The organism is Streptomyces flavovariabilis, assembly GCF_000725785.1.
In the GTDB taxonomy this organism is placed as follows: Bacteria; Actinomycetota; Actinomycetes; order Streptomycetales; family Streptomycetaceae; genus Streptomyces; species Streptomyces hawaiiensis.
On the sequence record NZ_JNXD01000007.1, the window covers coordinates 107,995 to 131,411 of the forward strand.

Sequence of the window (23,417 nt, forward strand, 5' to 3'; positions counted from 1 at the left end):
CCATGAGACTCTTCGCGGCCGTGCTGCCCCCTGACGAGGTGTGCCGTGAACTCGGCGCCGTGGTCGACGCGTTGCGGGAGCTGCCCGGCGCCGGCGGCATGCGCTGGACCGGCCGGCCCGGCTGGCACTTCACACTCGCCTTCTACGGGGAGGTCGACGACGGCCTCGTCCCGGAGCTCTCGGAGCGGCTGGAGCGTGCCGCGCGCCGTACCGAGCCGTTCCCGCTGGCCGTGCGGGGCGGGGGCCAGTTCGGGCACGGGAAGGCGCTGTGGGCCGGGGCCGAGGGGGACCTGGCGACCCTCCGGCTGCTGGCCGAGCGGGCCGAGGCGGCGGCGCGGAAGGCGGGGGTACCGATGGGCGAGCACCGGCGGTACAAGGCCCATCTGACCGTGGCGAGGAACCGGGAGGCGGGGGACGTGCGGGCGTTCCTGGACGCGCTCGCGGGATTCACGGGCCGGACCTGGACCGTGCGGGAGCTCTGCCTGGTGCGGAGCAATCTGCCGACGTCGGGGGTCCCGGGGGAGCAGCCCCGGTACGAGGCGGTCGGGCGCTGGCCGCTCGGGGGCGCCGGTTAGGCTCGGTGCCGTGGACCCGAAAACCCGTAACCGGATCATGGCCGGTGTGCTCGTGCTGATGTTTCTCGTCGTCGCCCTGGCTTCCGTGCTGGGGAGGTAGGGCGGTGGGGGAACTGCGGACGGCTGCTTTTCGGCTGCGCGCCGGTGGGGGCTTGTCGCGCAGTTCCCCGCGCCCCTGAAGGGGCGCACCTACCAGGCGAAGGCCTCCGGTGACGGGCCCGGGCCCGGGAAGATCTCGTCCAGGCCGGTCAGGAGCTCCTCGGAGAGCTCCAGCTCGGACGCGCGGACGGCGGAGGCGAGCTGCTCGGCGGTGCGCGGGCCGACGATCGGGCCGGTCACGCCGGGGCGGGTGAGCAGCCACGCCAGGGCGGCCTCGCCGGGCTCGATGCCGTGCTTGTCGAGCAGGTCCTCGTAGGCCTGGATCTGCGCGCGGGTGCCGGCGTCGGCGAGCGCGTCGGCCGCGCGGCCGGAGGCGCGGCGCTTGCCCTCGACCTCCTTCTTGAGGACACCGCCCAGCAGACCGCCGTGCAGCGGCGACCACGGGATGACCCCGAGGCCGTACTCCTGCGCGGCCGGGACGACCTCCATCTCGGCGCGCCGCTCGGCGAGGTTGTACAGGCACTGCTCGCTGACGAGGCCGATGGTCCCGCCGCGCCGGGCGGCGGTCTCGTTGGCCTGGGCGATCTTGTAGCCGGGGAAGTTCGACGACCCGACGTAGAGGATCTTGCCCTGCTGGATCAGGACGTCGACCGCCTGCCAGATCTCGTCGAAGGGGGTGTCCCGGTCGATGTGGTGGAACTGGTAGACGTCGATGTAGTCCGTCTGGAGCCGCTTGAGGCTGGCGTCGACGGCCCGGCGGATGTTGACCGCGGAGAGCTTGTCGTGGTTGGGCCAGGCAGGGCCGTCGGCGCCCATGTTGCCGTAGACCTTCGTGGCGAGGACGACCTTGTCGCGCCGTCCCTCGCCCTGGGCGAACCAGTTGCCGATGATGCTTTCGGTGCGGCCCTTGTTCTCGCCCCATCCGTACACATTGGCGGTGTCGAAGAAGTTGATGCCCGCGTCCAGCGCCGCGTCCATGATGGCGTGGCTGTCGGCCTCGTCGGTCTGCGGGCCGAAGTTCATGGTGCCGAGGACGAGCCGGCTGACCTTGAGTCCCGTGCGTCCGAGCTGCGTGTACTTCATGGTTCCCAAGCCAACGTCTTGAAGTGCGCTCCAAGCAAGCACGAACCCGGGCCCGGTGTCGGTCCTGTGCCGACGAGTTGCCCGAGGAGAGCTACTCCTCGTACGGGCCGGCCAGGTCCCAGCCCTGGTACATCGCCTCCGCGAAGGCCGCCGCGATCTTGTGTTCGCCGCTCGCGTTGGGGTGGGTGCCGTCGTAGGTGTCGGTGGCGACGTCGTACGACGGCGAGGGCGAGGCCAGCAGGACGGGGGAGCCCGGCTCGTCGAGGTCCGCGGCGGTCTTGGCGAGGAGTTCGTTGAAGCGGGCGACCTCGCCGGCGAAGGCGGCGTCCGACTGGGCGCGCACGTTCGGGGTCACCGGCAGCCACACCATCCCCACCCGGCGGTTCGCCGCCCGCGCCTCGGCCGTGAAGGCCCGGACGTTCTCGGCGGTCTGCTCGGCGTTCGTGTAGAAGCCCAGGTCGATCAGGCCCAGGGAGACCAGGAGCACGTCCGCGCGGCACGACCGCACCGCGTCGCCGATCAGCGGCGCCATGTGCTGCCAGCCCTCGCCCCAGCCGGCCAGGTGGGCACGCGGGAAGTCCGGTTCGGCGTAGGCGTACGACACCGGGGCTTCGGCGAGCTTGTCGTAGAGCGTCTCGCGGGGGCCGACGAGGGTGAAGGCGCCGCCGTAGGACCGGCACAGGTGCTGCCACAGCCGGTAGCGCCATGTGTGTTCGCCCGTGCTTCCGATCGTCATGGAGTCACCGACGGGCATGAACCTGAGCATCCGCTCATCATGGACGATCAGGTCGCCCGGCGGGGTGTGAGCCGGGCCACGCCCGATGGCCGGCCGTCCTCCTTGATCCCTCACGCACGGTGAAGCGCCGCTGAACCGCCCAGCGGGATGGCAGGCTTGGGGCATGCGCAGACCGTTCGCCCTTCTCGCCGCGGCCCTTCTCACGGGCGCCCTCGCCGTACCCGCCTCCGCCGCCGACGGCGACGAGAAGTTCACGATCAAGGACCCGCGCATCACCGAGTCCAGCGGCCTGGCGGCCTCCCGGCAGCACCCCGGCATCTACTGGACGCACAACGACAGCGACGACGGCGCGTACCTCTACGCCGTCGACAGCGCGACGGGCGAGACGGTCGCCACGATCACCATGTCCGGCGTGGGCAGTCCGCGCGACGTCGAGGCCGTTTCCGTCGGGCCGGACAACCAGATCTACGTCGGCGACATCGGGGACAACCTCGGCGGCACCTGGCCGTACGTCTGGATCTACCGGCTGCCCGAGCCGAAGAACCTGCGCGACCAGACGATCAAGGCCACGCAGTACGTGGTGAAGTACTCCGACGGCGCGCGGGACGCCGAGTCCCTCGTCGTGCACCCGAAGACCGGCCGGGTCTACATCGTCGACAAGAACGAGAAGGGCGGGCACCTGTACGAGGGGCCGGCCCGGCTCTCCCCCTCCGGGTCGAACACCTTCCGGCCCGTCGCGGCCGTCCCCGACCTGGAGGCGACCGACGCCACGCTCTCCCCGGACGGTGAACACCTCGTCGTACGCAGCTACTTCGGCGCGATCGCGTACGACTGGAACGGCGGGAAGATCAAGAAGAAGGAACGGCTCGGCGTGCCGTTCCTGGGGCAGGGGGAGTCCGTCACCTACACCGCGGACGGCGAGAAGCTGATGTACGGCGCTGAAGGGGCGGACAGTCCGGTGGAGCCGCAGGACGCTCCCGGCGGCGGGTCCGACTCTCCCTCCGCAAGCGGGAGTTCGGGCGCGTCCGACGGCGGGGGAGACGGGCTGAGCGGCAATCTCAAGACGGGGGCGATCGCCGTGGGCGTCGTGCTGGCCGCTCTGCTCGGCCTGCGGAGAATGCGGCGCCGGGGCTAGGGACACCCCCCTGGGGCGCCCCGGGCTTCCGCTCCCGCAGCCGTGCCGCCTGCGCGGATCCCACCTGGGTGGAGTGGCGCAAGTAGCGCTCGACCACGGCGAGTTCCACGTCGCTGAACTCGGCGAGGAGGTCGGCGAAGGCCCTGCCGGGGGCGTCCCACGCGGCCTCGGCCTCCGGTGCTCGCCGGGCGGTGAGGGAGACCCGGGTCCTTCTGCGGTCGTGCGGGTCAGGCTTCCTCTCGACCAGCCCCGCCCGCTCCAGCCGGTCGACGAGCCGGGTGGCCGATCCCGAAGTGAGGCCGGTCAGCTCGGCGATCTGCCCCGTGGTGAGGGGTTCGGGTTCGAGGCCGAGCAGGCTCACGCACTGCAGATCGGTCGGATGCAGTCCCAGCCGGTCCGCCATGGCCTGGTTGAACAGGGTGTACGCGGCGTGCTGCCGCCGGGCGGCCACGGTGACGGCCGCGAGCAGCCCCTCACGATTATCGATTGACACGGCTCGGCGTCCGCCCTTTCAATTCCCTGCGTCACGCAGATACTTCGTGACACAGATACTACTCCTCGAAGGAGCGCGGCATGAGCACCCTGTCCATGGAGCGGATGAACGAGCTGTACGGCCGCTGGACCGCGCTGTGGCGCGGCGACTTCAGTCATGCCGACGAGATCCTCGATCCCGGTTTCGTCGTGCACCAGGCACGGCCGGACGGCAGTGACTCGGAAGCGGTGACGGGCCCGGCCCGGCTGCTTCCCGAGATCGAGCAGACCATGGCGGTGTTCGGGGACGTCACCCTCGGCGTGGACGTCGGGCCGATCGTCCAGGGCGACCTGGTCGCGGCACGCTGGACGCTGCGCGCCCGCTACACGGGCGGCCTGGAGCACGCCACGGCCCCGGCCGGCACGCCGGTCGCCTTCAGCGGCCACGACATCCTGCGGGTCTCCGGCGGCAGGTTCGTCGAGTACTGGACCTGTACCGACGTGCTGGCCGGCCTCACCCAGCTGGGCGCCGTCTCCGGCCCCAACGGCCCGGCCCGGTGACGGCACCCACTAGGACCTGCGTGCCGCCACCAGCACGTCCAGCCCGTCCAGGATCCGCTGCAACCCGAACTCGAAGTGGTCGAAGTCCGTGCCGAAGGCGTCCTCGGAGAGTGACGCCATGACCGGGTAACGGCCCGACGCCATGGCCTTCTCCAGCATCGGCACCTGCGCCTGCCAGAACTCGGCGTCCGTCAGGCCCGTCCGGCGCTCCGCCTCCTGCTGGTACAGCTGCGAACGCGCGGCCCCTACGACGTACCCGTCGATCATGATGATCGCGGAGACCAGTTCGGGGTCGCTCAGCCCCATCGGGCGGATCAGGGACAGCACCTTCTCCATGCCGTCGAGGGCGCTCGGGCCGAGGATCGGGCGGGACTGGTTGACCTGGAGCAGCCAGGGGTGGCGGCGGTAGAGGGCGAGGGTCTCACGGGCCAGTGCCTCCAGGGCCGCCCGCCAGCCCCCGTCGCCGAGGTCGGCGGGGTTCCCGGAGGGGCGCTGCACCCGGTCCAGCATGAGGTCGAGCAGCTCGCCTTTGCCAGGGACGTACCGGTACAGCGACATGGTGCCGGTGCCGAGTTCGGCGGCGACGCGGCGCATGGAGAGTCCCTCCAGCCCCTCGGCATCCGCCACTTGGACGGCTGCTTCCACGATCCGGTCCAGGGTCAGGGTCGGCTTGGGGCCGCGACTGGGGCGGCGGCCGGTCTCCCACAGCAGTTCGAGGGTGCGGGCGATATCGCCGCTGCCGCTGGTCTCCGTACTGCCCGTGCCACTCGTGCCGCTCGTCATGGAGCCCAGCTTAGGTCCCCGGGCAAAAACTGGGTACGGTGTACGCGCAATCGGGTACGCTGTACCCAGTTCGGTGCCGACGGGGCGCGGACGCACGGGAGGGGGCGGCATGGACGGATACGCGGTGCGGGCCGAGGCGCTGGAGAAGAGGTACGGCGAGAAGCGCGCACTCGACGGCTTCGACCTGGCGGTGCGCGAGGGCACGGTGCACGGCCTGCTCGGGCCGAACGGGGCGGGTAAGACCACCGCCGTCCGCATCCTGTCCACGCTGGTCCGGCTGGACGGGGGCAGCGCGACGGTCGCCGGTCTCGACGTGGCCCGGCAGTCGCGCGAGGTGCGGGCCAGGATCGGGCTCACCGGCCAGTACGCGGCGGTCGACGAGGTGCTCACCGGCCGGCAGAACCTGGAGATGTTCGGCCGGCTGTTCCACCTGGGCGGCAAGCGGGCCGCTCTCCGGGCCACCGAACTGCTGGAGCACTTCGACCTGACCGACGCCGCAGACCGGGGCGTGGGCAAGTACAGCGGCGGCATGCGGCGCCGCCTCGACCTCGCGGCGTCCATGATCCTCGCCCCGGCCGTCCTCTTCCTCGACGAGCCGACGACCGGACTCGATCCCCGCAGCAGGGGCGAGGTCTGGGACTCCGTACGGGCGCTGGTGGCCGGCGGCACGACCGTGCTGCTGACCACGCAGTACCTGGAGGAGGCCGACAAGCTCGCCTCGCACATCACCGTCATCGACCAGGGGCGGGCCATCGCCGACGACACCCCGGACGGGCTGAAGACCCTGGTCGGCGGCGACCGTATCGAGGTCGTGGTCGCCGAGCGGTCCGAGATCCCGCGGGTGGTGAAGGCCGTCGCCCGGGTCACGGACGGCGAACCCGAGGCGGACGAGAGCGAGTTGCGGGTGCACGCCCCGGTCACCGACCGGGTCACCGCCCTCACCGAGGTCGCGCGGACCCTTCAGGACGAGGGCGTCCGCGTCGAGGACATCGGGCTGCGCAGGCCGAGCCTCGACGACGTGTTCCTGCGCCTGACCGGACACCGGACCGAGAAGGAGGCCGCGGCATGAGCGTCACCGACCTGAGCACGCAGACCACGCGGAGCGGTACGTACTGGCTGCTCGCCGACTGCTGGAACATCGTCCGCCGAGGCCTGACCCACTACCAGCGCCAGCCGGTCAACATCGCCTGGCAGCTGGGCTTCCCCATCCTGTCCGTGCTGCTCTACGGCTATGTCTTCGGCAGCGCCATGACGGTGCCGGGCGGCGGGGACTACAAGGACTTCCTGATGCCGGGCATGTTCGTGATGACCATGGCGTTCGGCTTCATCAACACGGCGACCGTCGTGGTCTACGACTCCACCAAGGGGGTCATCGACCGCTTCCGCTCGATGCCGATGGCCTCCTCGGCCGTGGTGGCCGGGCGCGGGGTCACCGATCTGATCGTGGCCTGCGCCGAGTTGGCCATCATGATGCTCACCGCGTTCGCCATGGGCTGGCGCCCGGACGGCGGCTTCGGCTTCCTCGCCGCGTTCGGGCTCCTGCTCTGGCTGCGGTTCGCGTTGATCTGGATCGGCGTGTGGCTCGGTCTGCTGGTGCCCAACCCGGAGGCGGCGGGCGGTCTGTTCGCGGTCGCCTTCCCGCTGACGATGATCTCCAGCATCTTCGTCGCGCCGCAGCTCATGCCCGACTGGCTGGGCTGGGTGGCGGCCTGGAACCCGATCTCCTCCACGGCGGCGGCGGCCCGGGAGCTCTTCGGGACGCCGGTCGGGGGCGGCGACTCCTGGGTGGAGCAGCACGCGCTGCTGATGGCCGGGGTGTGGCCGGTGATCCTGACGGCGATCTTCCTGCCGCTGGCCGTACGGCGGTTCCAGAAGCTGAGCCGATAGCGCTCACGGCGGTCGCACACCTCCCAGAGTCTTGACGTGCTCATGTTGCGCCAGTTCTCTGGGAGGTGCGCGGCATTATGGGAGCGCTCCCATCCTGTTCCGGGTGCCGTGCCTCCCCCCGAGAGGAAGCAGCCACATGTTCCGCACTCTGCGCAGAGCGCTGTGTGTTGCCGCGGCGCTCCTGTTACCGCTGGCGGGCGTGCAGTCGGCACGGGCCGATGTCGCCGCGGAGGCCGCCGGCGCCGGCTACTGGCACACCAGCGGCCGGCAGATCCTGGACGCGGCCGGGCAGCCCGTCCGTATCGCCGGCGTCAACTGGTTCGGCTTCGAGACCGCCAATCACGTGGTCCACGGCCTGTGGGCCCGTGACTACAAGAGCATGATCGACCAGATGAAGTCGCTGGGCTACAACACCATCCGGATGCCCTACAGCGACGACATCCTCAAGCCCGGCACCATGCCGGACAGCATCAGCCACGACGGCAAGAACACCGACCTGCGCGGGCTGACGTCCCTCCAGGTACTGGACCGGATCGTGGCGTACGCGGGCCGCTCCGGCCTGAAGGTCGTCCTGGACCGCCACCGCCCGGACGCGGCGGGCCAGTCGGCGCTCTGGTACACGGCGGCGGTCCCCGAGTCGACGTGGATCACCAACCTCAAGGCACTGGCGGCGCGTTACAAGGGCGACTCCACCGTGGTCGGCGTCGATCTGCACAACGAGCCCCACGACCCGGCCTGCTGGGGCTGCGGCGACACCTCCCGCGACTGGCGCCTGGCCGCCCAGCGCGCGGGCAACGCGGTGCTGTCGGTCAACCCCGAGCTGCTGGTCATGGTCGAGGGCGTGCAGTCGCACGACGGCGCCAACGGCTGGTGGGGCGGCAACCTGATGGGTGTGGCCCAGTATCCGGTCCAGCTGGACGTCCCGAACCGGCTGGTGTACTCGGCGCACGACTACGCGACGTCGGTGGCGCAGCAGTCCTGGTTCTCGGACCCGTCCTTCCCCGCCAACATGCCGGGCATCTGGGACAAGTACTGGGGCTACATCTTCAAGCAGAACATCGCCCCGGTGTGGCTCGGCGAGTTCGGTACGACGCTCCAGCCGGCGGTGGACCAGAAGTGGCTGGCCGAGCTGGTGAAGTACCTGCGCTCGACGTCGGCGCACGGCGCCGACAGCTTCCACTGGACGTTCTGGTCCTGGAACCCCAACTCCGGTGACACGGGCGGCATCCTGAAGGACGACTGGCAGACGGTCGACACGGCGAAGGACGCGTACCTGGCGCCGATCAAGGCCCCGGGCTTCGACCCCGGCACCCCCGGCCCCGGTCCGGGCGGCCCTGGCGATCCCGGCGGCTCCACGCCCACCTGCACCGCCGCCTACACCGTAGGCAGCGACTGGGGCGGCGGCTTCAACGCCGAGGTGAAGGTGACCAACGCGGGCACGCTGCCGCTGAAGTCCTGGAAGGTGACGTGGACGTGGAGCGGCTCGCAGAAGGTCACGAGCATGTGGAACGCGTCGCACACCCAGAACGGGGCGACCGTCACCGCGGTCAACGCGGCGCACAACGGGAGCGTGCCGGTGGGAGGTTCGGCGGGCTTCGGCCTGGGCGGTGCGCCCGGGGGCGGAGGCGCGACGGGTCTGAGTTGCACGGCGACCTGATCGCGGGGTGAGTGGGGCGCCCGGTGCCGGCCGGGCGTACCCATGCCGGTCGGCGTGTCCGGATTGCCGGAACTCCCCTTTTCTGAGGGGGGTCTGAGAGCAGACTATGACTCGATTCGGTCAAGTCTTGGTCGAATCCGTATGTGTGGCGCGCTCTTCCGAAACGATGCGGCACGGCCCGTGTCACTCACGGGCCCGACCCCCCTCACCGTTGCGAGAGAACTCCATGAGAAGAAGCGCAGCCGTACTGTGCGGCGTCACGGTCGTCCTGGCCGGGACGCTCGCCGCCGCCCCCGCCAACGCCGGCGCGTCACACTCCGCGAACACCGCCGCCCTGACGACCGCCGCGGCGAAGATCACATGGAAGAAGTGCGGTACGGACGACGCCCCGACACTCCAGTGCGCGTCGTTGAAGGTGCCGCTCGACTACGCGAAGCCGCGGGGCAAGCAGATCACGCTGGCGCTGTCCCGCGTGCCGCACACCGCGCCGAAGTCCCAGGGCCCGCTGCTCGTCAACCCCGGCGGCCCCGGTGGCAGCGGTCTGTCGCTGGCCCCGTTCGTCGCGTCGTCCCTGCCCGAGGAGGTCGCGGCCCAGTACGACGTCATCGGCTTCGACCCGCGCGGAGTGGGTGAGAGCCAGCCCGCCCTGGACTGCAAGCCGGGCTACTTCGACCCGGTCCGCCCTGACTCCGTACCCAGCACACCGGCCCTCGAGAAGGCCAACCTCGCGCGCGCCAAGTCCTTCGCCCAGGCCTGCGGCACGAAGTACAAGGACGTCCTGCCGTACATCGACACGGTCAGCGCCGTGAAGGACATGGACTCGATCCGCAAGGCCCTCGGCGCACCGAAGATCAACTACTTCGGCTACTCGTACGGCACGTACCTGGGCGCGGTCTACGCCAAGCTGTTCCCCGAGCGGGTGCGGCGCCTGGTGCTGGACTCCATCGTCGACCCGACCGGTGTCTGGTACGACGACAACATCCAGCAGGACTACGCCTTCGACAAGCGTCACAAGGCGCTCATGGCGTGGATAGCCAAGTACGACTCCACGTACAAGCTCGGCACGAACCCGAAGAAGATCGAGGCCAAGTGGTACGCCATGCGGGCGGCCCTGGCCAAGAAGCCCGCGGGCGGCAAGGTGGGCGCCTCCGAGCTGGAGGACATCTTCCTACCCGGCGGCTACAACAACGGCTACTGGCCCACGCTCGCCCAGACGTTCGCGGCCTACGTCAACAACCACGACACGGCCGCGCTGGTCAAGGCCTACGACAACATCGCGGCGATCGACGCCAGCGGTGACAACGGCTACAGCGTCTACACCTCGGTGCAGTGCCGTGACGCGTCCTGGCCGCGCGACTGGAAGCAGTGGCGCAAGGACAACTGGGCGGTGTACGAGAAGGCCCCCTTCATGGCCTGGAACAACGCCTGGTACAACGCACCGTGCGCGTTCTGGCCGACGAAGACGCTGAAGCCGGTGAACGTCGCCAACAGCAAGCTCCCGCCGGTGCTGCTGTTCCAGGCGACGGACGACGCGGCCACCCCCTACCAGGGCGGCGTCACCATGCACCGGCTGCTGAAGGGCTCCAGCCTGGTGGTGGAGCAGGGCGGCGGCAACCACGGCATCACGCTGAGCGGCAACGCCTGCCTGGACAAGCACCTCGCCACGTACCTGACCAACGGCAAGGTCCCGCACGGCAACGGCGTGGCCGACGCGGTGTGCAAGAAGACCGCCGACCCGAAGCCGCAGCCGGCGACGCAGAAGGCGCCGAGCACGCCGCAGCCCGCCGTCGCGGCGGTCGGTGACGGCCTGCGGGGAATCCTGGGGTCCGGGCGCTGAGCGCCTCGGTGACCCAGGCCTGACGGGACGACACGGGGGCACCCGGCGATACTCGCCGGGTGCCCCCTACTGTGTCCGGTCATGGGGGAACGCGTGAACAACGACATGGTGGCCGTCCCGGCGGGGTCCGTCACGCTGTCCGACCGGCGGACGCAGCGCAGTTGGACGGTCGGGGTCGCGTCGTTCCGGATGTCCGCGGTGCCGGTCACCCAGGCCTGGTACGCCGAGGTCACCGGCGGGCGTCCGAGCACGGCCCGGGGCGATCTGCTGCCCGTCGAGGGCGTGTCCTGGTGGGACGCGATCCGGTTCTGCAACGCCCTGTCCCGGGGCGAGGGCCTGACCCCGGCGTACGAGGTGCGGCCCGACGGCGGGGCCGCCGACTGGGACACCACCGCCGACGGCTACCGGCTGCCGACCGAGGCCGAGTGGGAACACGCCTGCCGCGCCGGCGGCACCGGCCCCCGCTACGGCCCGCTCGACGGGATCGCGTGGTACCGCGGCAACGCGGACGACCGCATCCACCCCGTGGGCGGCAAGCAGCCCAACGCCTGGGGCCTGTACGACATGCTGGGCAACGTCTGGGACTGGTGCTGGGACCTCTACGACGCCGAGGTCTACGGCACCTACCGGGTGCTGCGTGGCGGCGGCTGGTCCGACGAGCACTGGAGCTGCCGCGCCTCGGTGCGCCGCCGGAGCCATCCGACGTTCCGGATCGACGACGTGGGGTTCCGGGTGGCGCGCTCGCAACCGGGGGCGTAGCGCCGCGCAGGCTAGCGGTACGAGGCCACCAACCGCGCCAGATGGCGCCCCGCCGCCTCCAACGGAGCCTCGCTGCGGGCCACTTGAGAGGCCAGTTCGGCGCCTTCCAGGGTGGCGATCACCGTGTGGGACAGGTCGGCGGCGTCCGGAGCGGCGAAGCCTGCGGCGACCAGACTCTCGGCGACGACCGAACGCCAGCGGGCGAACGCCTCGGCGGCGGCCTGCTGGATGCCCGGGGCGCCGGCCGCCGTGCCCACGACGGTGGAGGTGACCGGGCAGCCGTCGAGCCAGTCGGAGTCGCGCAGTCCTCGGGCGAGAAAGGCGGCGAGGGCGGGCAGCGCCTTCTCCGGTTCCGGCTCCGCGTCGAGCGTCTCGCGCAGCAATTCGGTGAACTCCTCGTCGCCGAGGCGTACGGCGGCCGCTCCGAGCTCCTGCTTCCCGCCCGGGAAGAAGTGGTAGACCGAGCCGAGCGTCGCCCCGGCCTCGCGGGAGATCTGCTTGATGCCGGTGCCCTCGTAGCCCTGGCGCTGCATCAGGCGAGAGGCCGTCCGGACGATCCGTTCACGGGTGCCGGCGGTCGCGAGGTCGTGCGGGGCCCTGGTCTTCACGCCACCACTCTACCGAGCTAGAGCGATCGCTCTAGTCGCTGTGCTAGGTTCCTCTCTGGATAGAGCGTTCGTTCTAGTCGTCTTCGTTCCGCCGTCCCCGGGGAGATGTCCGTGAGCCCGTCCGCTGTGAGCACGCCGCCCGTGACCGTCCTCGGCCTGGGCCCCATGGGCCGCGCGATGGCCGGCGCCTACCTGGACGCCGGCCACCGGGTCACCGTCTGGAACCGCACCGCGAGCCGCGCCGACGACCTCGTGGCCAGGGGCGCGGTACGCGCCGCCACCGTCGAGGAGGCCCTGGCGGCGAGCGAGGTGGTCGTGCTGAGCCTCACCGACTACGCCGCGATGTACACCGTCCTGGAGCCCGCCGCCCCGGCGCTCGCGGGCCGGATCCTGGTCAACCTCAGTTCGGACACCCCCGAGCGGGCCCGCGAGGGTGCCGCCTGGGCGGCCCGGCACGGGGCGCGCCACCTCACCGGCGGAGTCCAGACGCCGCCGTCCGGCATCGGCTCGGCGGAGTTCGACACCTTCTACAGCGGCCCCCGGGACCTCTTCGAGCAGTACGAGGACGTCCTGAAGGTCCTTACGGGCACCGACTACCGGGGTGAGGACCCGGGCCTGGCCGCGCTGTACTACCAGCTCCAGATGGACCTGTTCTGGACCACGCTGACCGCCTGGCTGCACATGCTGGCGCTGGCGGACGCCAACGGCATCAAGCCCTCCGAGATCACGCCGTACGCGGCCGGGACGCTGGGCGGGATGGAGCAGTTCCTCGACTTCTACACGCCGCGCATCGAGGCGGGGCAGCACTCCGGTGACGTCGAGCGGATCTCGATGGCCGTGGCCAGCCTGGACCACGTCGTGCACACGGCGCGGGACTCGGGCGTGGATCCGGCACTGCCCGCCGCGGTGCTGGAGACGTTCCGGCGGGCGGCGGCGGACGGCGGGGAAGAGGACAGCCTCACGCGGCTGTTCGAGGTGTTCGGCCGGGGCGCGGCTGCCTGAGCGCGAGCGAGGGGCGCCCCCTGCATACGGGGCGCCCCTCGGTCACGTACGGGAGGAGGTCAGAGCTTCTCGATCACGTAGTCGACGCACTTGGTGAGCGCCTCGACGTCCGCCGGGTCGATCGCCGGGAACATCGCGACGCGCAGCTGGTTGCGGCCGAGCTTGCGGTAGGGCTCGGTGTCGACGATGCCGTTGGCGCGCAGCACCTTGGCGACGGCGGCGGCGTCGACCTCGTCCGTGAAGTCGATCGTGCCGATGACCTGCGAGCGCTTGGCCGGGTCGGTGACGAACGGGTTGGCGTACTTGATGTCCTCGGCCCAGCCGTAGAGCGTGCGGGCGGAGGTCGCCGTGCGCCGGACCGACCAGTCCAGACCGCCCTGGCCGTTGATCCACTCCAGCTGCTGGTTCAGCAGGAAGAGGGTGGCCAGCGCCGGGGTGTTGTACGTCTGGTTCTTGCGGGAGTTGTCGATCGCCGTCGGCAGCGAGAAGAACTCCGGGACGTGGCGGCCGGACGCGTGGATCCGCTCGGCGCGCTCGATCGCGGCCGGGGAGAAGACGCCGATCCACAGGCCGCCGTCGGAGGCGAAGGACTTCTGCGGGGCGAAGTAGTAGACGTCGGTCTCGCTGACGTCGACGGGCAGGCCGCCGGCGCCGGAGGTGGCGTCCACGAGGACCAGGGAGCCCTCGTCGGCACCGGCCACGCGCTTGATCGGCATGGCGACACCGGTCGAGGTCTCGTTGTGGGTGAACGCGTAGACGTCCACGCCCGCCTCGGCGACCGCCTCGGGGTGCGTGCCCGGGTCGGCGGAGATGACGTCCGGCTCGGCCAGCCACGGCGCGAGCTTGGCGGCCTTGGCGAACTTGGAGGAGAACTCGCCGAAGCTGAGGTGCTGCGACCTGTTCTCGATCAGGCCGTGCGTCGCGACGTCCCAGAACGCGGTCGAGCCGCCGTTGCCGAGGATCACCTCGTAGCCGTCGGGGAGCTGGAACAGCTCGCTGATGCCTTCGCGCACCTTGCCGACCAGGTTCTTGACGGGAGCCTGACGGTGAGAGGTGCCCATGAGGGAGGTGCCGGTCGCGGCGAGGGCGTCCAGCGCCTCCGTCCGCACCTTGGAGGGACCCGCGCCGAAACGTCCGTCCGCGGGCTTGATGTCAGAGGGAATCCGGATCTCAGCCACGCAGGGGAGCGTAGCCGTTTCCAGAAACGTGGGCGAAACGTCGTCCGTCGGGTGAGACGGGGTTTGGGCCGATCAGTGCGGCGCCGGGCCGGGCCAGACGGCCGAGGCGTCGTCGCGGTGCGGGTTCGGCAGCCGGAGGGGGCGGACGGCGACGGGGCGGGCTCCGCCCTCGGTGGTGGCCGTCCAGGGGGCGGGGCGGCCGGAGTAGCACAGGGTGGTGAGGACGAAGACGCCGTCGGCGTAGACCTCGACATACTCACCGATGGTCAGGATGCGCAGTGCGGCGGCGGGTTCCGGCAGGAGGGTCTCCCCGAGCACGTTGCCGTCCGGGCCGGTGACCCGGAGGTTCTTGCCGTCGCAGCCGACCGTGAGCGCGGGCCGGTCCCGGTCGGAGACATGCGTGCGCAGGGTGATCTCGGTGCGGCCGGAGATGCCGACGTCCCCGACCGCGTGCAGGGGGGCGTCGTACGTCTCCTCGCCGAGCCGGCGGTCCAGACCCGGCCACCATTCCAGGCGGGGCGCCGCGTCCTGCGGTATGACGAGGGACTTGGGCTGGGCGAGCATGCCGCGGCAGCGCTCGCCGGTGTCGGTGAGGCCGACGCGGCGCGGGGTGGTGTGCAGCACGACGCGGGCGCCGTCGGGGGCCGTGACGACGCGCGGGGCGTACGCGCCCGTCGGGCCGAGCGGACCGCGGCGGGTCCACGGGCCGCGCAGGCGCGGCGCGGTCCACGCCTCGAAGCCCCGGGTGGCGCCGACGGAGCCGAGCAGCAGCCAGCCGCCGTCGTCGAGGCGTTCCAGGACCGGGCACTCCAGTTCGTCGACGTCGCCGGGGGAGATCAGCGGCGGGTGGACGGTCCAGTGCTCCAGGTCGTCGGAGGTGGCCCAGGCGACGCAGCCGCTGACCTCGACGGGCAGGGAGACGTCGGCGGCGCAGACCACCATGACCCAGCCGTCGGACTCGTCGTCGCGTACGACGAAGGGGTCGCGCCAGCCCATGCGTTCGCCCGTGCGGTACCAGCGCCCGTCGGCCTCGACGACCGGCCCCGCGCCGTGGCGCCGCCAGCCGGTGCCGTCGGTGCGGTCGGAGTGGGCCAGGCCGACCGACTGCAGGGGCCAGCCGCCGGGGGTGAGTCCGGAGACGGCCGTGTAGAGCATCGCCATGCCGTCGCCGTGCGGGAAGGCGTGCATGGTCCACACCGCCTGCTGGTCGAAGCGGCCCGGAAGGCCGTTGCCGAAGGCCGTGCCCTGCGGCTCCCAGTGGACCAGGTCGGAGGAGGTGGCCCGGCCGTAGGAGGTCTCCATGCGCAGGTGGTCGAACTCGGCCGTCCACGGGCCCTGCAGGTGCAGCGCGGTGTAGGTGCCGTCCGCGTGGCGCAGAAGGTCGAAGTCGTTCACGCAGAGGCCGGGCGGCGCGTATCGCATGGACAGGTCCTGTCTGCCGACAGCGGCACTCAAACGCGTGCGCTGTGATCTTGCTGGGGGAAGTTCCTCTGGGAGTCAGTCGAAGTACATATGAACGCAAACGCTTGCGCAACAGGGTGGGCGGGTTTACGGTCTCGTCACTCCCCCTCACACCGACGTGTTCTCCGGGCCCCCGGGCACGCGGCGTGCACCCGATCAAGGAGCGTCCCGTGACGGTCAGCATCACCGATGTCGCCGAGGCCACCGGGGTCTCGGCCTCCACCGTGTCCCGCGCCCTGCGCGGCCGTCCCGGGGTGTCGGAGGAGATGCGGGCCCGGATCGTCCAGGCCGCCGCCGAGCTGGGCTACACCGCATCGCGCTCGGCGTCCAGCCTGGCCAGCGGACGCACCTACACCATCGGCGTCGTCGTCCCGTACGTCGGCCGCTGGTTCTTCGGCACGGTGCTGGACGCGGCCGAGAAGGTCTTCAGCGCCGCCGGCTACGACGTCCTGCTGTACAACCTCGGCTCACCGGAGGCACGCAAGCGCTTCTTCACCAAGCTGCCGATCCGCAAGCGGGTCGACGCCGTGCTGTCCCTGCTGATCCCGGACCCGGAGGAGGCCGCCGCCCTGTGCTCCCTCGGTGTGCCGCTGGCGACCACGGTCGGCGGCGCCCGGCCCGGGTTCACGGTGGTCGGCATCGATGACCGGGGCGGGGCGGAGAGCGCCGTACGGCATCTGGTGAACCTGGGCCACCGGCGGATCGGCATGATCTCCGGCGCCAGCGAGCCGCTGCACTGGACCACGCCCCTCGACCGCCGGCAGGGCTACCTGGACGTGCTGGCCGACGCCGGGATCGAGCTCGACCCCGCCCTGGAAGCCGACGGCGGTTACACGGTCGAGGGCGGTGAGCGGGCCATGACCGAGCTGCTGGCGCTGCGCCATCCGCCGACCGCCGTGTTCGCCCAGTCCGACGAGATGGCGATGGGCGCGCTGCGCGCCCTGCGCCGGCACCGGCTGAGGGTTCCGGAGGACGTGTCCGTGGTCGGCTTCGACGATCACGAGCTGTCCGAGGTGGTCGGGCTGACCACCGTGGCCCAGCCGGTCGCGGCCCAGGGCCGGGAGGCGGCCCGGCTGCTCCTGGTGCGTCTGGACGGACGGGACGCCGTGTCGCCGCGCCCCGTCGAGATGCCCATCCGTTTCATCCTCCGCGAGACCACCGCTCCGCCGCACACCGGCCGGCAGCGGTAGCACCGTCCGCCCTTCTCCGCCCGCCACCGGGACGCCGCTCCAGCCCGTCCCCGGCTCCCTCCCCACCGTCCGCGCAGCCACGCGCCCACCCCGCACGGAGGCACCACCATGATCACTGGTAACGCAAGACACCGTCGTACGGGCCTGACGGCCCTCGCCCTGCTGCCCCTGGCCGCACTGGCCGCCTGTGGCGGAGGCGGGGGCGGCGGCGACACCGCCGCCGAACAGGGCAGCGGCAAGGGCACCATCAGCGTCTGGGCCCACCAGGGACAGGCGAACGAGACGGCCGCGCTGCAGAACGCGGTGAAGTCCTTCAACTCCTCGCAGAGCGCCGTCAAGGCCGAGCTGAAGCTGATCCCCGAGAACGACTACACCAAGACCATCACCACCACCGACGCCTCCGAACTGCCGGACGTGCTCGAGTTCGACGGCCCGACGATGGCCAACTTCGTCTACAACGGCAAGCTCGCCCCGGTCGACGGCCACGTCTCCGCCAAGACCCTCGACAACGCCACCGACGCGATCAAGGCGCAGGGCGAGATCGACGGCAAGCACTACGGCCTGGGCATGTTCGACGCCGGCCTCGGTATGTACGCCAACAAGAAGCTGCTGGACGCGGCCGGCGTGAAGTACCCGACGAGCGCGGACGACGCCTGGACGGCCGAGGAGTTCGGCAAGGCGCTTCGGGCGCTGAAGGGCAAGGACTCCGACGGCAAGGTCCTCGACATATCGGAGCAGTACGGCCTGGCCACCGAGTGGGGCACCTTCGGCTTCTCCCCGATCGTCTGGTCGGCCGGCGGCGGCCTGCTGAAGGACGGCAAGGCGGAGGGCGCCCTCGACAGCCCGAAGGTCGTCTCCGCGTTCAAGACCTTCCAGTCCTGGAAGACGTACGTCGACCCCAACACCGACGGCAACGCCTTCGCCAAGGGCAAGGTGGCGCTGAGCTGGGTCGGCCACTGGAACTACCCCGCGTACAGCGAGGCGCTCGGTGACGACCTCGTCGTCCTGCCGCTGCCGGACTTCGGCAACGGCCCCAAGACCGGCCAGGGATCGTGGGCCTGGGGCATCGGCGCCGACAGCAAGAACGGCAAGGCCGCGGGCGTCTTCCTGGACTACCTGCTGAACGACACCAACATCGGCGCGATGACCAAGGCCAACGGCGCGGTCCCCGCGACCAGGTCCGCCCTCGCCAAGAGCGAGCTGTACAAGAAGGGCGGCCCGCTCCAGCTCTTCGCCGACCAGCTGGCCAAGCCGTGCGGCGACAGCGACATCAGTGCCTCCTGCGTCGCCGTCACCCGCCCGGTGACCGCCGGATACCCCACGGTCACCGCCAAGTTCAACACGGCCCTGAACTCGATCTACGGCGGCGCCGACCCCAAGGAAGCCCTGCAGAAGGCCGCCCGCGCCATCGACCGGGACTTCACCGACAACGCCGGCTACGAGATCCCGTAACCCGCAGGACGTATCGGCCCGGGCGGGCCGCCGTCGACGTGGCGACGCAGCCGCGTATCGACCGAGCCCGCCCGGCCGGGAAGAGGACCCTGTCGTGAAAACCGTGGAACCCGCGCACCCCGCGGCCCCTGGCCGGGCGCAGGCCGCCTCGTCCGCGCCCTCCGCGAAGCCCGCGCGTCCGGCGCGCGGCAACCGCGACCGGCTGCACGGGCTGCTGATGGCCGCCCCCGCCGTCGGCGGGCTGATCGCCTTCGTCGGCATCCCGTTCGGCTACGCCGTGGTGCTCTCCTTCTACAACGTTCGCCTCGGCTCGCCGCTGGAGCCCGCCTTCTTCGGCGTGGAGCACTACCGGCGGCTGTTCACCGACCCCGATCTGTCCGGCCCGTTCCTGCGGGCGCTGCTGAACAACCTGACCTTCGCCGCCGTCGTCGTACCGCTCCAGACGGGTCTGGCGCTGGCGCTGGCGATCCTGCTCAACCGCAAGCTGAAGGCCATCGGCCTGTTCCGGTCCTTCTTCTTCATGCCGGTGGTCTTCCCGATGGCGCTGGTCGCCGTGATCTGGCGGCTCATCCTCGCCCGCAGCGAGCAGGGCCTGCTCAACTCTTTGCTGGACACGGTGAGTTTCGGCAACTGGGGTGCCTTCGACTGGCTCGGCGACGGCCTCACCGCGATGGGCTCGATCATCGTGCTGTCGGTGTGGCAGGGCGTCGGCTTCCAGATGGTCATCCTGCTGGCCGGTCTCCAGCAGATCCCGGGCGAGCTCTACGAGGCCGCCCAGCTGGACCGGGCCTCCCGCTGGCAGCAGTTCCGGCACGTCACCCTGCCCGGCATCCGCGGCACCCTCGTGTTCGTGGCGATGCTGACCTCGGTGCTGTCCTTCCGGGTCTTCGACCAGGTGTACATCCTCATCCGCGGCGGCGGCCTGGACGAGGACGCCACCCGGACGGTGATGTACCAGGCCGTCACCACGGCCTTCGACCAGAACAACATCGGCCAGGCCTCGGCCGTCACGGTGGTGTTCTTCCTGATCGTCGTCGCCCTGACCATCGTCCAGCGCCGCGTCGTCCGGCCCGACCACGAGGAGTGACTCCACCATGGCCATCACCCCTGCGCCCGTACGCCGCGTCCTCGACTACACCGTCCTGAGCGTCCTGGCGTTCGTCTTCGCCCTCCCCGCGCTCTACCTCTTCCTCGGCAGCCTCAAGCCGTCGGACGAGGTCCTGAACGGCCTGTCCGGCTTCCTGCCCACCCACCTCTCCTTCGACAACTACGCAGCCGTCCTGGACAGCCTGAACTCCGACAGCACCGGCTACTTCTGGCAGTTCATGGGCGTGTCGGTGCTGCTGTCGTTCGTGGTGGTCACCGGCGGGCTGATCGTCAACTCGATGGCGGCCTACGGGCTGACGCGGCTGAAGTGGCGGGGGCAGAACGCCGTGTTCACCCTGGTGCTGCTGCTGATGCTGATCCCGTTCGAGTCGGTGGCGGTGCCGCTGTTCTACATGTTCAACGGCCAGCGCAACACCCTGTTCATCCAGGCCCTGCCGTTCGTCGCCAACGCCTTCGCGATCTACCAGTTCCACACGTTCTTCAAGAAGATCCCGCCGAGCATCGAGGAGGCGGCGCGGCTGGACGGCGCCGGGCCCTGGCGCACCTTCTTCGCGATCATCGTGCCGATGTCCAGGCCGGTGTTCGCCTCGGTCGCGATCCTCACCTTCCTCATCCAGTGGGGCTCCTTCCTGTGGCCGGTGCTGATGGTGTCCGACCCGTCCGTGCGCCCCCTGCCGCTGGAGATGAGCGTCTTCCAGGGCCAGCAGCCCCCGGACTGGGGCCAGATCCTCGCCTTCGGCGTGCTGCTGGTGCTGCCCGTGCTGATCGTCTTCGCGTTCTTCCAGCGCTGGTTCGTCGAGGGCGTGGCCAGCTCCGCCGTCAAGGGCTGACCCATCGAGGGGGCGGCGCCCCGGTCCGTCACTGTCAGTGGCCGGGTGCATGCTGGACGCATGACGGATGTCGGGGGTCTGGCTGCCCTTGAGGCGGAGCTGCGCCGGGTCGTCCGGGGTGACGTGGGTTTCGACGTCACCTCCCGGGCGCTGGTCACCATGGACGCCTCCAACTACCGGCGGGTGCCGCTGGGCGTGGTCGCTCCGCATGACGCCGATGACGTGGCGGCCGTCCTGGAGGTGTGCCGGGAGCGGGGGGTCCCGGTCGTCGCGAGAGGCGGCGGCACGTCGATCGCCGGGCAGGCGACGGGCACGGGCGTGGTGCTGGACTTCACCCGGCACATGAACCGGCTCGTGTCGCTCGACCCGGAGAGCCGCACCGCCGTCGTGCAGCCGGGGCTGGTGCTGGACCGGCTCCAGGAGGCCGCCGCGCCGCACGGGCTGCGGTTCGGGCCGGATCCGTCCACGCACAGCCGGTGCACGCTCGGCGGCATGATCGGCAACAACTCGTGCGGCTCGCACTCCGTGGCGTGGGGGACGACCGCGGACAGTGTCCGGGAGCTGGACGTCGTCACCGCGCGCGGTGAGCGCCTGCGGCTCGGGCGGCACTGGACAGGGGGGCCGGACGGGCTGCGTGCACTGGTGGAGGGCGAAGCGGCCCTGCTGCGCACCGGCTTCCCGGAGCTGCCCCGCCGCATCTCCGGCTACGCGCTCGACGCCCTGCTGCCCGAGCGCGGCGCCGACGTGGCCCGCTCCTTCTGCGGCTCCGAGGGCACGCTCGGCGTGCTGACGGAGGCGGTCGTACGCCTGGTCGAGGCGCCCCGAGCGCGTGCCCTGGCCGTGCTGGCGTACGCCGACGAGAGCGTGGCTGCCGAGGCGGCGGCCGGGCTGCTGCCGTACCGTCCGCTGACGGTGGAGGGCATGGCGGCGGACCTCGTGCCGTCCCCGGCCGCGCTGCCGCGGGGCGGCGCCTGGCTGTTCGTGGAGACCGGCGGGGAGTCGGCCGCGGAGGCACGCGCGCGTGCGGAGGCGGTCGTGCGGGCCGCCGACGTCGTGGACGCGTTCGTGGTGACCGACCCGGCCGGGCAGCGCGCGCTGTGGCGGATCCGGGAGGACGCGAGCGGGACGGCGACGCGGATGCCCGACGGCACCGAGGCCTGGCCGGGCTGGGAGGACTGCGCGGTGCCGCCCGCCCGGCTCGGCGCGTATCTGCGGGACTTCCGGGCCCTGATGGCGGCGCACGGGCTGCGCGGCACGCCGTACGGGCACTTCGGGGACGGCTGCATCCACGTCCGTATCGACTTCGACCTGCTGACGCCGCCCGGTGTCGCCCGTTTCCGCCGCTTCTCGGAGGAGCTCGCGGAGCTGGTGGTGGCGCACGGCGGATCGCTGTCCGGGGAGCACGGGGACGGGCAGGCGCGGGCGGAACTGCTGCCGAAGATGTACGGGGCCGAGACGGTGGGCCTGTTCGAGCGGGTGAAGGGGGTGTGGGACCCGGACGACCTGCTCAACCCCGGGATGCTCGTCCGCCCCGCGCCGCTCGACACCGGCCTGCGCTTCTCCGTCCTGCCCCGCGAACCGGTCGACGTGGCCTTCGGCTACCCCGCCGACGGCGGCGACTTCACGGCGGCGGTGCGGCGCTGCGTGGGCGTCGCCAAGTGCCGTACGGCATCGGTGTCCGGCTCGGGCGTCATGTGCCCGTCCTTCCGGGCGACAGGCGCGGAGGAGCACTCCACGCGCGGGCGTGCCCGGCTGCTGCACGAGATGCTCGCCGGTGAGGTGGTGACGGACGGCTGGCGCTCGGAGGAGGTCCGGGACGCGCTGGACCTGTGCCTGTCCTGCAAGGGCTGCCGGTCGGACTGCCCGGTCGGGGTCGACATGGCCACGTACAAGGCGGAGTTCCTGCATCACCACTACGCGGGGCGCCGCCGGCCCGCCGCGCACCACGTGATGGGCCGGCTGCCGGTGTGGCTCCGGGCGGTGGCCCGCACGCGCACGGCGCGGCTGGTCAACGCGCTGTCCGCGGTACGGCCCTTCGCATGGGCGGCCAAGCGGCTGGGCGGTCTCGCGCCCGAGCGGGAGATTCCGCGGGTGGCCCCGCGGACGTTCAGCCGGTGGTGGGAGCGGCGGAGGCCGCCCCGCCCCGCCCCGCGGGGAGACTTGGTCGTCCTGTGGCCCGACACGTTCACCGAGCACCTCTCGCCGGCCGTGGGACAGGCCGCCGTACGGGTGCTGGAGGCGGCCGGGCTGCGGGTGGCGCTGCCGCCGACCGTGCACCTGGCGAAACCGCCCGTGGGCGACGGCAGGACGGTCGCCCTGGACCCGCTGTCCCTGCTGCGCGGCCGGGGCCGGGTCTGCTGCGGGCTGACGTACGTCTCGACGGGCCAGCTGGACCGCGCCCGGGCCGTCATGCGCCGCACGCTCGACCTGATGGAACCGGTGCTGGAGACCGGCGCCCCGGTCGTGGTCCTGGAACCGAGCTGCGCCGCGGCCCTGCGCACGGACGTCCCCGAGCTGCTGCACGACGACCCGCGCGCGGCCCGGCTCGCGGCGCGGGTCCTCACCTTCGCGGAGACGCTGGAGCGCCACGCCCCCGGCTGGACGCCGCCGCGCGTGGACCGCCCGGCGGCCGGGCAGACCCACTGCCACCAGCACGCGGTGCTCGGCGACGCCGCCGACCGCCGGCTGCGGGAAGCGGCCCTGATCACCGGCGAACTGAGCGGCGGCTGCTGCGGCCTCGCCGGGAACTTCGGCTTCGAGAAGGGCCACTACGAGGTGTCCACCGCCTGCGCGGAGGAACAGCTCCTGCCGTCCGTACGGGACGCCCCGGACGGCACGGTGGTCCTCGCGGACGGCTTCTCCTGCCGCACCCAGCTGGAGCAGCTGGCGGGCGTCCGGGGCAGGCATCTGGCGGAGGTCCTGGCCGAGGCGCTGGACGAGGCGGTGGACGAGGCGCCGGACGGGGACCGCCGGCGAGGGAGCGGGTGAGGCGTTCGGGCCACGGCA

The 23,417-nt window shown here is 71.5% G+C and carries 21 protein-coding genes; 14 read left to right on the forward strand and 7 right to left on the reverse strand.

Annotated elements, in window-relative coordinates; translation table 11 throughout:
- The first annotated feature begins 2 nt into the window (after positions 1-2).
- Positions 3-575, forward strand: coding sequence for an RNA 2',3'-cyclic phosphodiesterase (gene thpR, locus IO24_RS0115055; RefSeq protein WP_031135934.1), 573 nt, complete (start codon positions 3-5; stop codon positions 573-575).
- 189 nt (positions 576-764) lie between these two features.
- On the opposite strand, the gene IO24_RS0115060 is transcribed toward thpR, so the two are convergent.
- A complete protein-coding gene (locus tag IO24_RS0115060; protein WP_031135937.1) occupies positions 765-1,757 on the reverse strand; it encodes an aldo/keto reductase in 993 nt (330 codons plus the stop codon).
- 91 nt (positions 1,758-1,848) lie between these two features.
- The gene (locus tag IO24_RS0115065; RefSeq protein WP_031135939.1) at positions 1,849-2,523 is read right to left on the reverse strand and encodes an SGNH/GDSL hydrolase family protein; all 675 of its coding nucleotides are present in this window, start codon (positions 2,521-2,523) and stop codon (positions 1,849-1,851) included.
- Positions 2,524-2,656: 133 nt separating this feature from the next.
- On the opposite strand from IO24_RS0115065, the gene IO24_RS0115070 reads away from it, so the two are divergent.
- Entirely contained in the window at positions 2,657-3,628 is a 972-nt protein-coding gene (locus IO24_RS0115070; protein ID WP_031135940.1) for a thiol-disulfide oxidoreductase DCC family protein, read from the forward strand.
- Here IO24_RS0115070 and IO24_RS42975 read toward each other — a convergent pair.
- Positions 3,552-4,121 carry a MarR family winged helix-turn-helix transcriptional regulator gene (locus tag IO24_RS42975; RefSeq protein ID WP_078899280.1) on the reverse strand — a complete coding sequence of 190 codons (570 nt, stop codon included), beginning with the start codon at positions 4,119-4,121 and terminating at the stop codon, positions 3,552-3,554. The genes IO24_RS0115070 and IO24_RS42975 overlap by 77 nt on opposite strands.
- Before the next feature lie 80 nt (positions 4,122-4,201).
- Here IO24_RS42975 and IO24_RS0115080 point away from each other — a divergent pair, with 80 nt between their 5' ends.
- A complete protein-coding gene (locus tag IO24_RS0115080; RefSeq protein WP_199808836.1) occupies positions 4,202-4,660 on the forward strand; it encodes an ester cyclase in 459 nt (152 codons plus the stop codon).
- A 9-nt stretch (positions 4,661-4,669) separates the two neighbouring features.
- On the opposite strand, the gene IO24_RS0115085 is transcribed toward IO24_RS0115080, so the two are convergent.
- On the reverse strand, positions 4,670-5,443 hold the full coding sequence (locus IO24_RS0115085) for a TetR/AcrR family transcriptional regulator (protein ID WP_031135945.1): 774 nt from the start codon (positions 5,441-5,443) through the stop codon (positions 4,670-4,672).
- Positions 5,444-5,552: 109 nt separating this feature from the next.
- Between IO24_RS0115085 and IO24_RS0115090 the strand changes: the two genes are divergently transcribed.
- From IO24_RS0115090 to IO24_RS0115110, 5 genes are all read left to right on the forward strand, one after another.
- Complete coding sequence (locus IO24_RS0115090; protein ID WP_031135947.1) at positions 5,553-6,512, forward strand: daunorubicin resistance protein DrrA family ABC transporter ATP-binding protein; 960 nt, start codon at positions 5,553-5,555, stop codon at positions 6,510-6,512.
- Positions 6,509-7,330 carry an ABC transporter permease gene (locus tag IO24_RS0115095; protein ID WP_031135949.1) on the forward strand — a complete coding sequence of 274 codons (822 nt, stop codon included), beginning with the start codon at positions 6,509-6,511 and terminating at the stop codon, positions 7,328-7,330. The genes IO24_RS0115090 and IO24_RS0115095 overlap by 4 nt, the downstream gene beginning before the upstream one ends.
- A 136-nt stretch (positions 7,331-7,466) precedes the next feature.
- The gene (locus IO24_RS0115100) at positions 7,467-8,987 is read left to right on the forward strand and encodes a cellulase family glycosylhydrolase (RefSeq protein ID WP_031135951.1); all 1,521 of its coding nucleotides are present in this window, start codon (positions 7,467-7,469) and stop codon (positions 8,985-8,987) included.
- A 226-nt stretch (positions 8,988-9,213) separates the two neighbouring features.
- The gene (locus IO24_RS0115105; protein ID WP_031135952.1) at positions 9,214-10,824 is read left to right on the forward strand and encodes an alpha/beta hydrolase; all 1,611 of its coding nucleotides are present in this window, start codon (positions 9,214-9,216) and stop codon (positions 10,822-10,824) included.
- 81 nt (positions 10,825-10,905) lie between these two features.
- Positions 10,906-11,583, forward strand: coding sequence for a formylglycine-generating enzyme family protein (locus IO24_RS0115110; RefSeq protein ID WP_031135954.1), 678 nt, complete (start codon positions 10,906-10,908; stop codon positions 11,581-11,583).
- Positions 11,584-11,594: 11 nt separating this feature from the next.
- On the opposite strand, the gene IO24_RS0115115 is transcribed toward IO24_RS0115110, so the two are convergent.
- The gene (locus tag IO24_RS0115115; RefSeq protein WP_031135956.1) at positions 11,595-12,191 is read right to left on the reverse strand and encodes a TetR/AcrR family transcriptional regulator; all 597 of its coding nucleotides are present in this window, start codon (positions 12,189-12,191) and stop codon (positions 11,595-11,597) included.
- A gap of 126 nt (positions 12,192-12,317) precedes the next feature.
- On the opposite strand from IO24_RS0115115, the gene IO24_RS0115120 reads away from it, so the two are divergent.
- Positions 12,318-13,193, forward strand: a complete 876-nt coding sequence (locus tag IO24_RS0115120; RefSeq protein WP_420823211.1) for an NAD(P)-dependent oxidoreductase — start codon at positions 12,318-12,320, stop codon at positions 13,191-13,193.
- A 59-nt stretch (positions 13,194-13,252) separates the two neighbouring features.
- On the opposite strand, the gene serC is transcribed toward IO24_RS0115120, so the two are convergent.
- Entirely contained in the window at positions 13,253-14,371 is a 1,119-nt protein-coding gene (gene serC, locus IO24_RS0115125) for a phosphoserine transaminase (protein ID WP_031135960.1), read from the reverse strand.
- A gap of 72 nt (positions 14,372-14,443) precedes the next feature.
- Positions 14,444-15,793 (reverse strand): glycoside hydrolase family protein, encoded by a 1,350-nt coding sequence (locus IO24_RS0115130; protein ID WP_031135962.1) that lies wholly within the window; start codon positions 15,791-15,793, stop codon positions 14,444-14,446.
- A gap of 209 nt (positions 15,794-16,002) precedes the next feature.
- Here IO24_RS0115130 and IO24_RS0115135 point away from each other — a divergent pair, with 209 nt between their 5' ends.
- The 5 genes from IO24_RS0115135 (at position 16,003) to IO24_RS0115155 (ending at position 23,399) form a co-directional block, all read left to right on the forward strand.
- The gene (locus IO24_RS0115135; RefSeq protein ID WP_031135964.1) at positions 16,003-17,022 is read left to right on the forward strand and encodes a LacI family DNA-binding transcriptional regulator; all 1,020 of its coding nucleotides are present in this window, start codon (positions 16,003-16,005) and stop codon (positions 17,020-17,022) included.
- Positions 17,023-17,130: 108 nt separating this feature from the next.
- A complete protein-coding gene (locus IO24_RS0115140) occupies positions 17,131-18,474 on the forward strand; it encodes an ABC transporter substrate-binding protein (RefSeq protein ID WP_031135966.1) in 1,344 nt (447 codons plus the stop codon).
- A 94-nt stretch (positions 18,475-18,568) separates the two neighbouring features.
- A complete protein-coding gene (locus tag IO24_RS0115145) occupies positions 18,569-19,561 on the forward strand; it encodes a carbohydrate ABC transporter permease (RefSeq protein ID WP_031135967.1) in 993 nt (330 codons plus the stop codon).
- A 7-nt stretch (positions 19,562-19,568) separates the two neighbouring features.
- Positions 19,569-20,411: a carbohydrate ABC transporter permease gene (locus tag IO24_RS0115150; protein WP_031135968.1), complete on the forward strand. Its 843-nt coding sequence runs from the start codon at positions 19,569-19,571 to the stop codon at positions 20,409-20,411.
- A gap of 60 nt (positions 20,412-20,471) precedes the next feature.
- Positions 20,472-23,399 carry an FAD-binding and (Fe-S)-binding domain-containing protein gene (locus IO24_RS0115155; RefSeq protein ID WP_037667878.1) on the forward strand — a complete coding sequence of 976 codons (2,928 nt, stop codon included), beginning with the start codon at positions 20,472-20,474 and terminating at the stop codon, positions 23,397-23,399.
- The last annotated feature ends 18 nt before the right edge of the window (positions 23,400-23,417 follow it).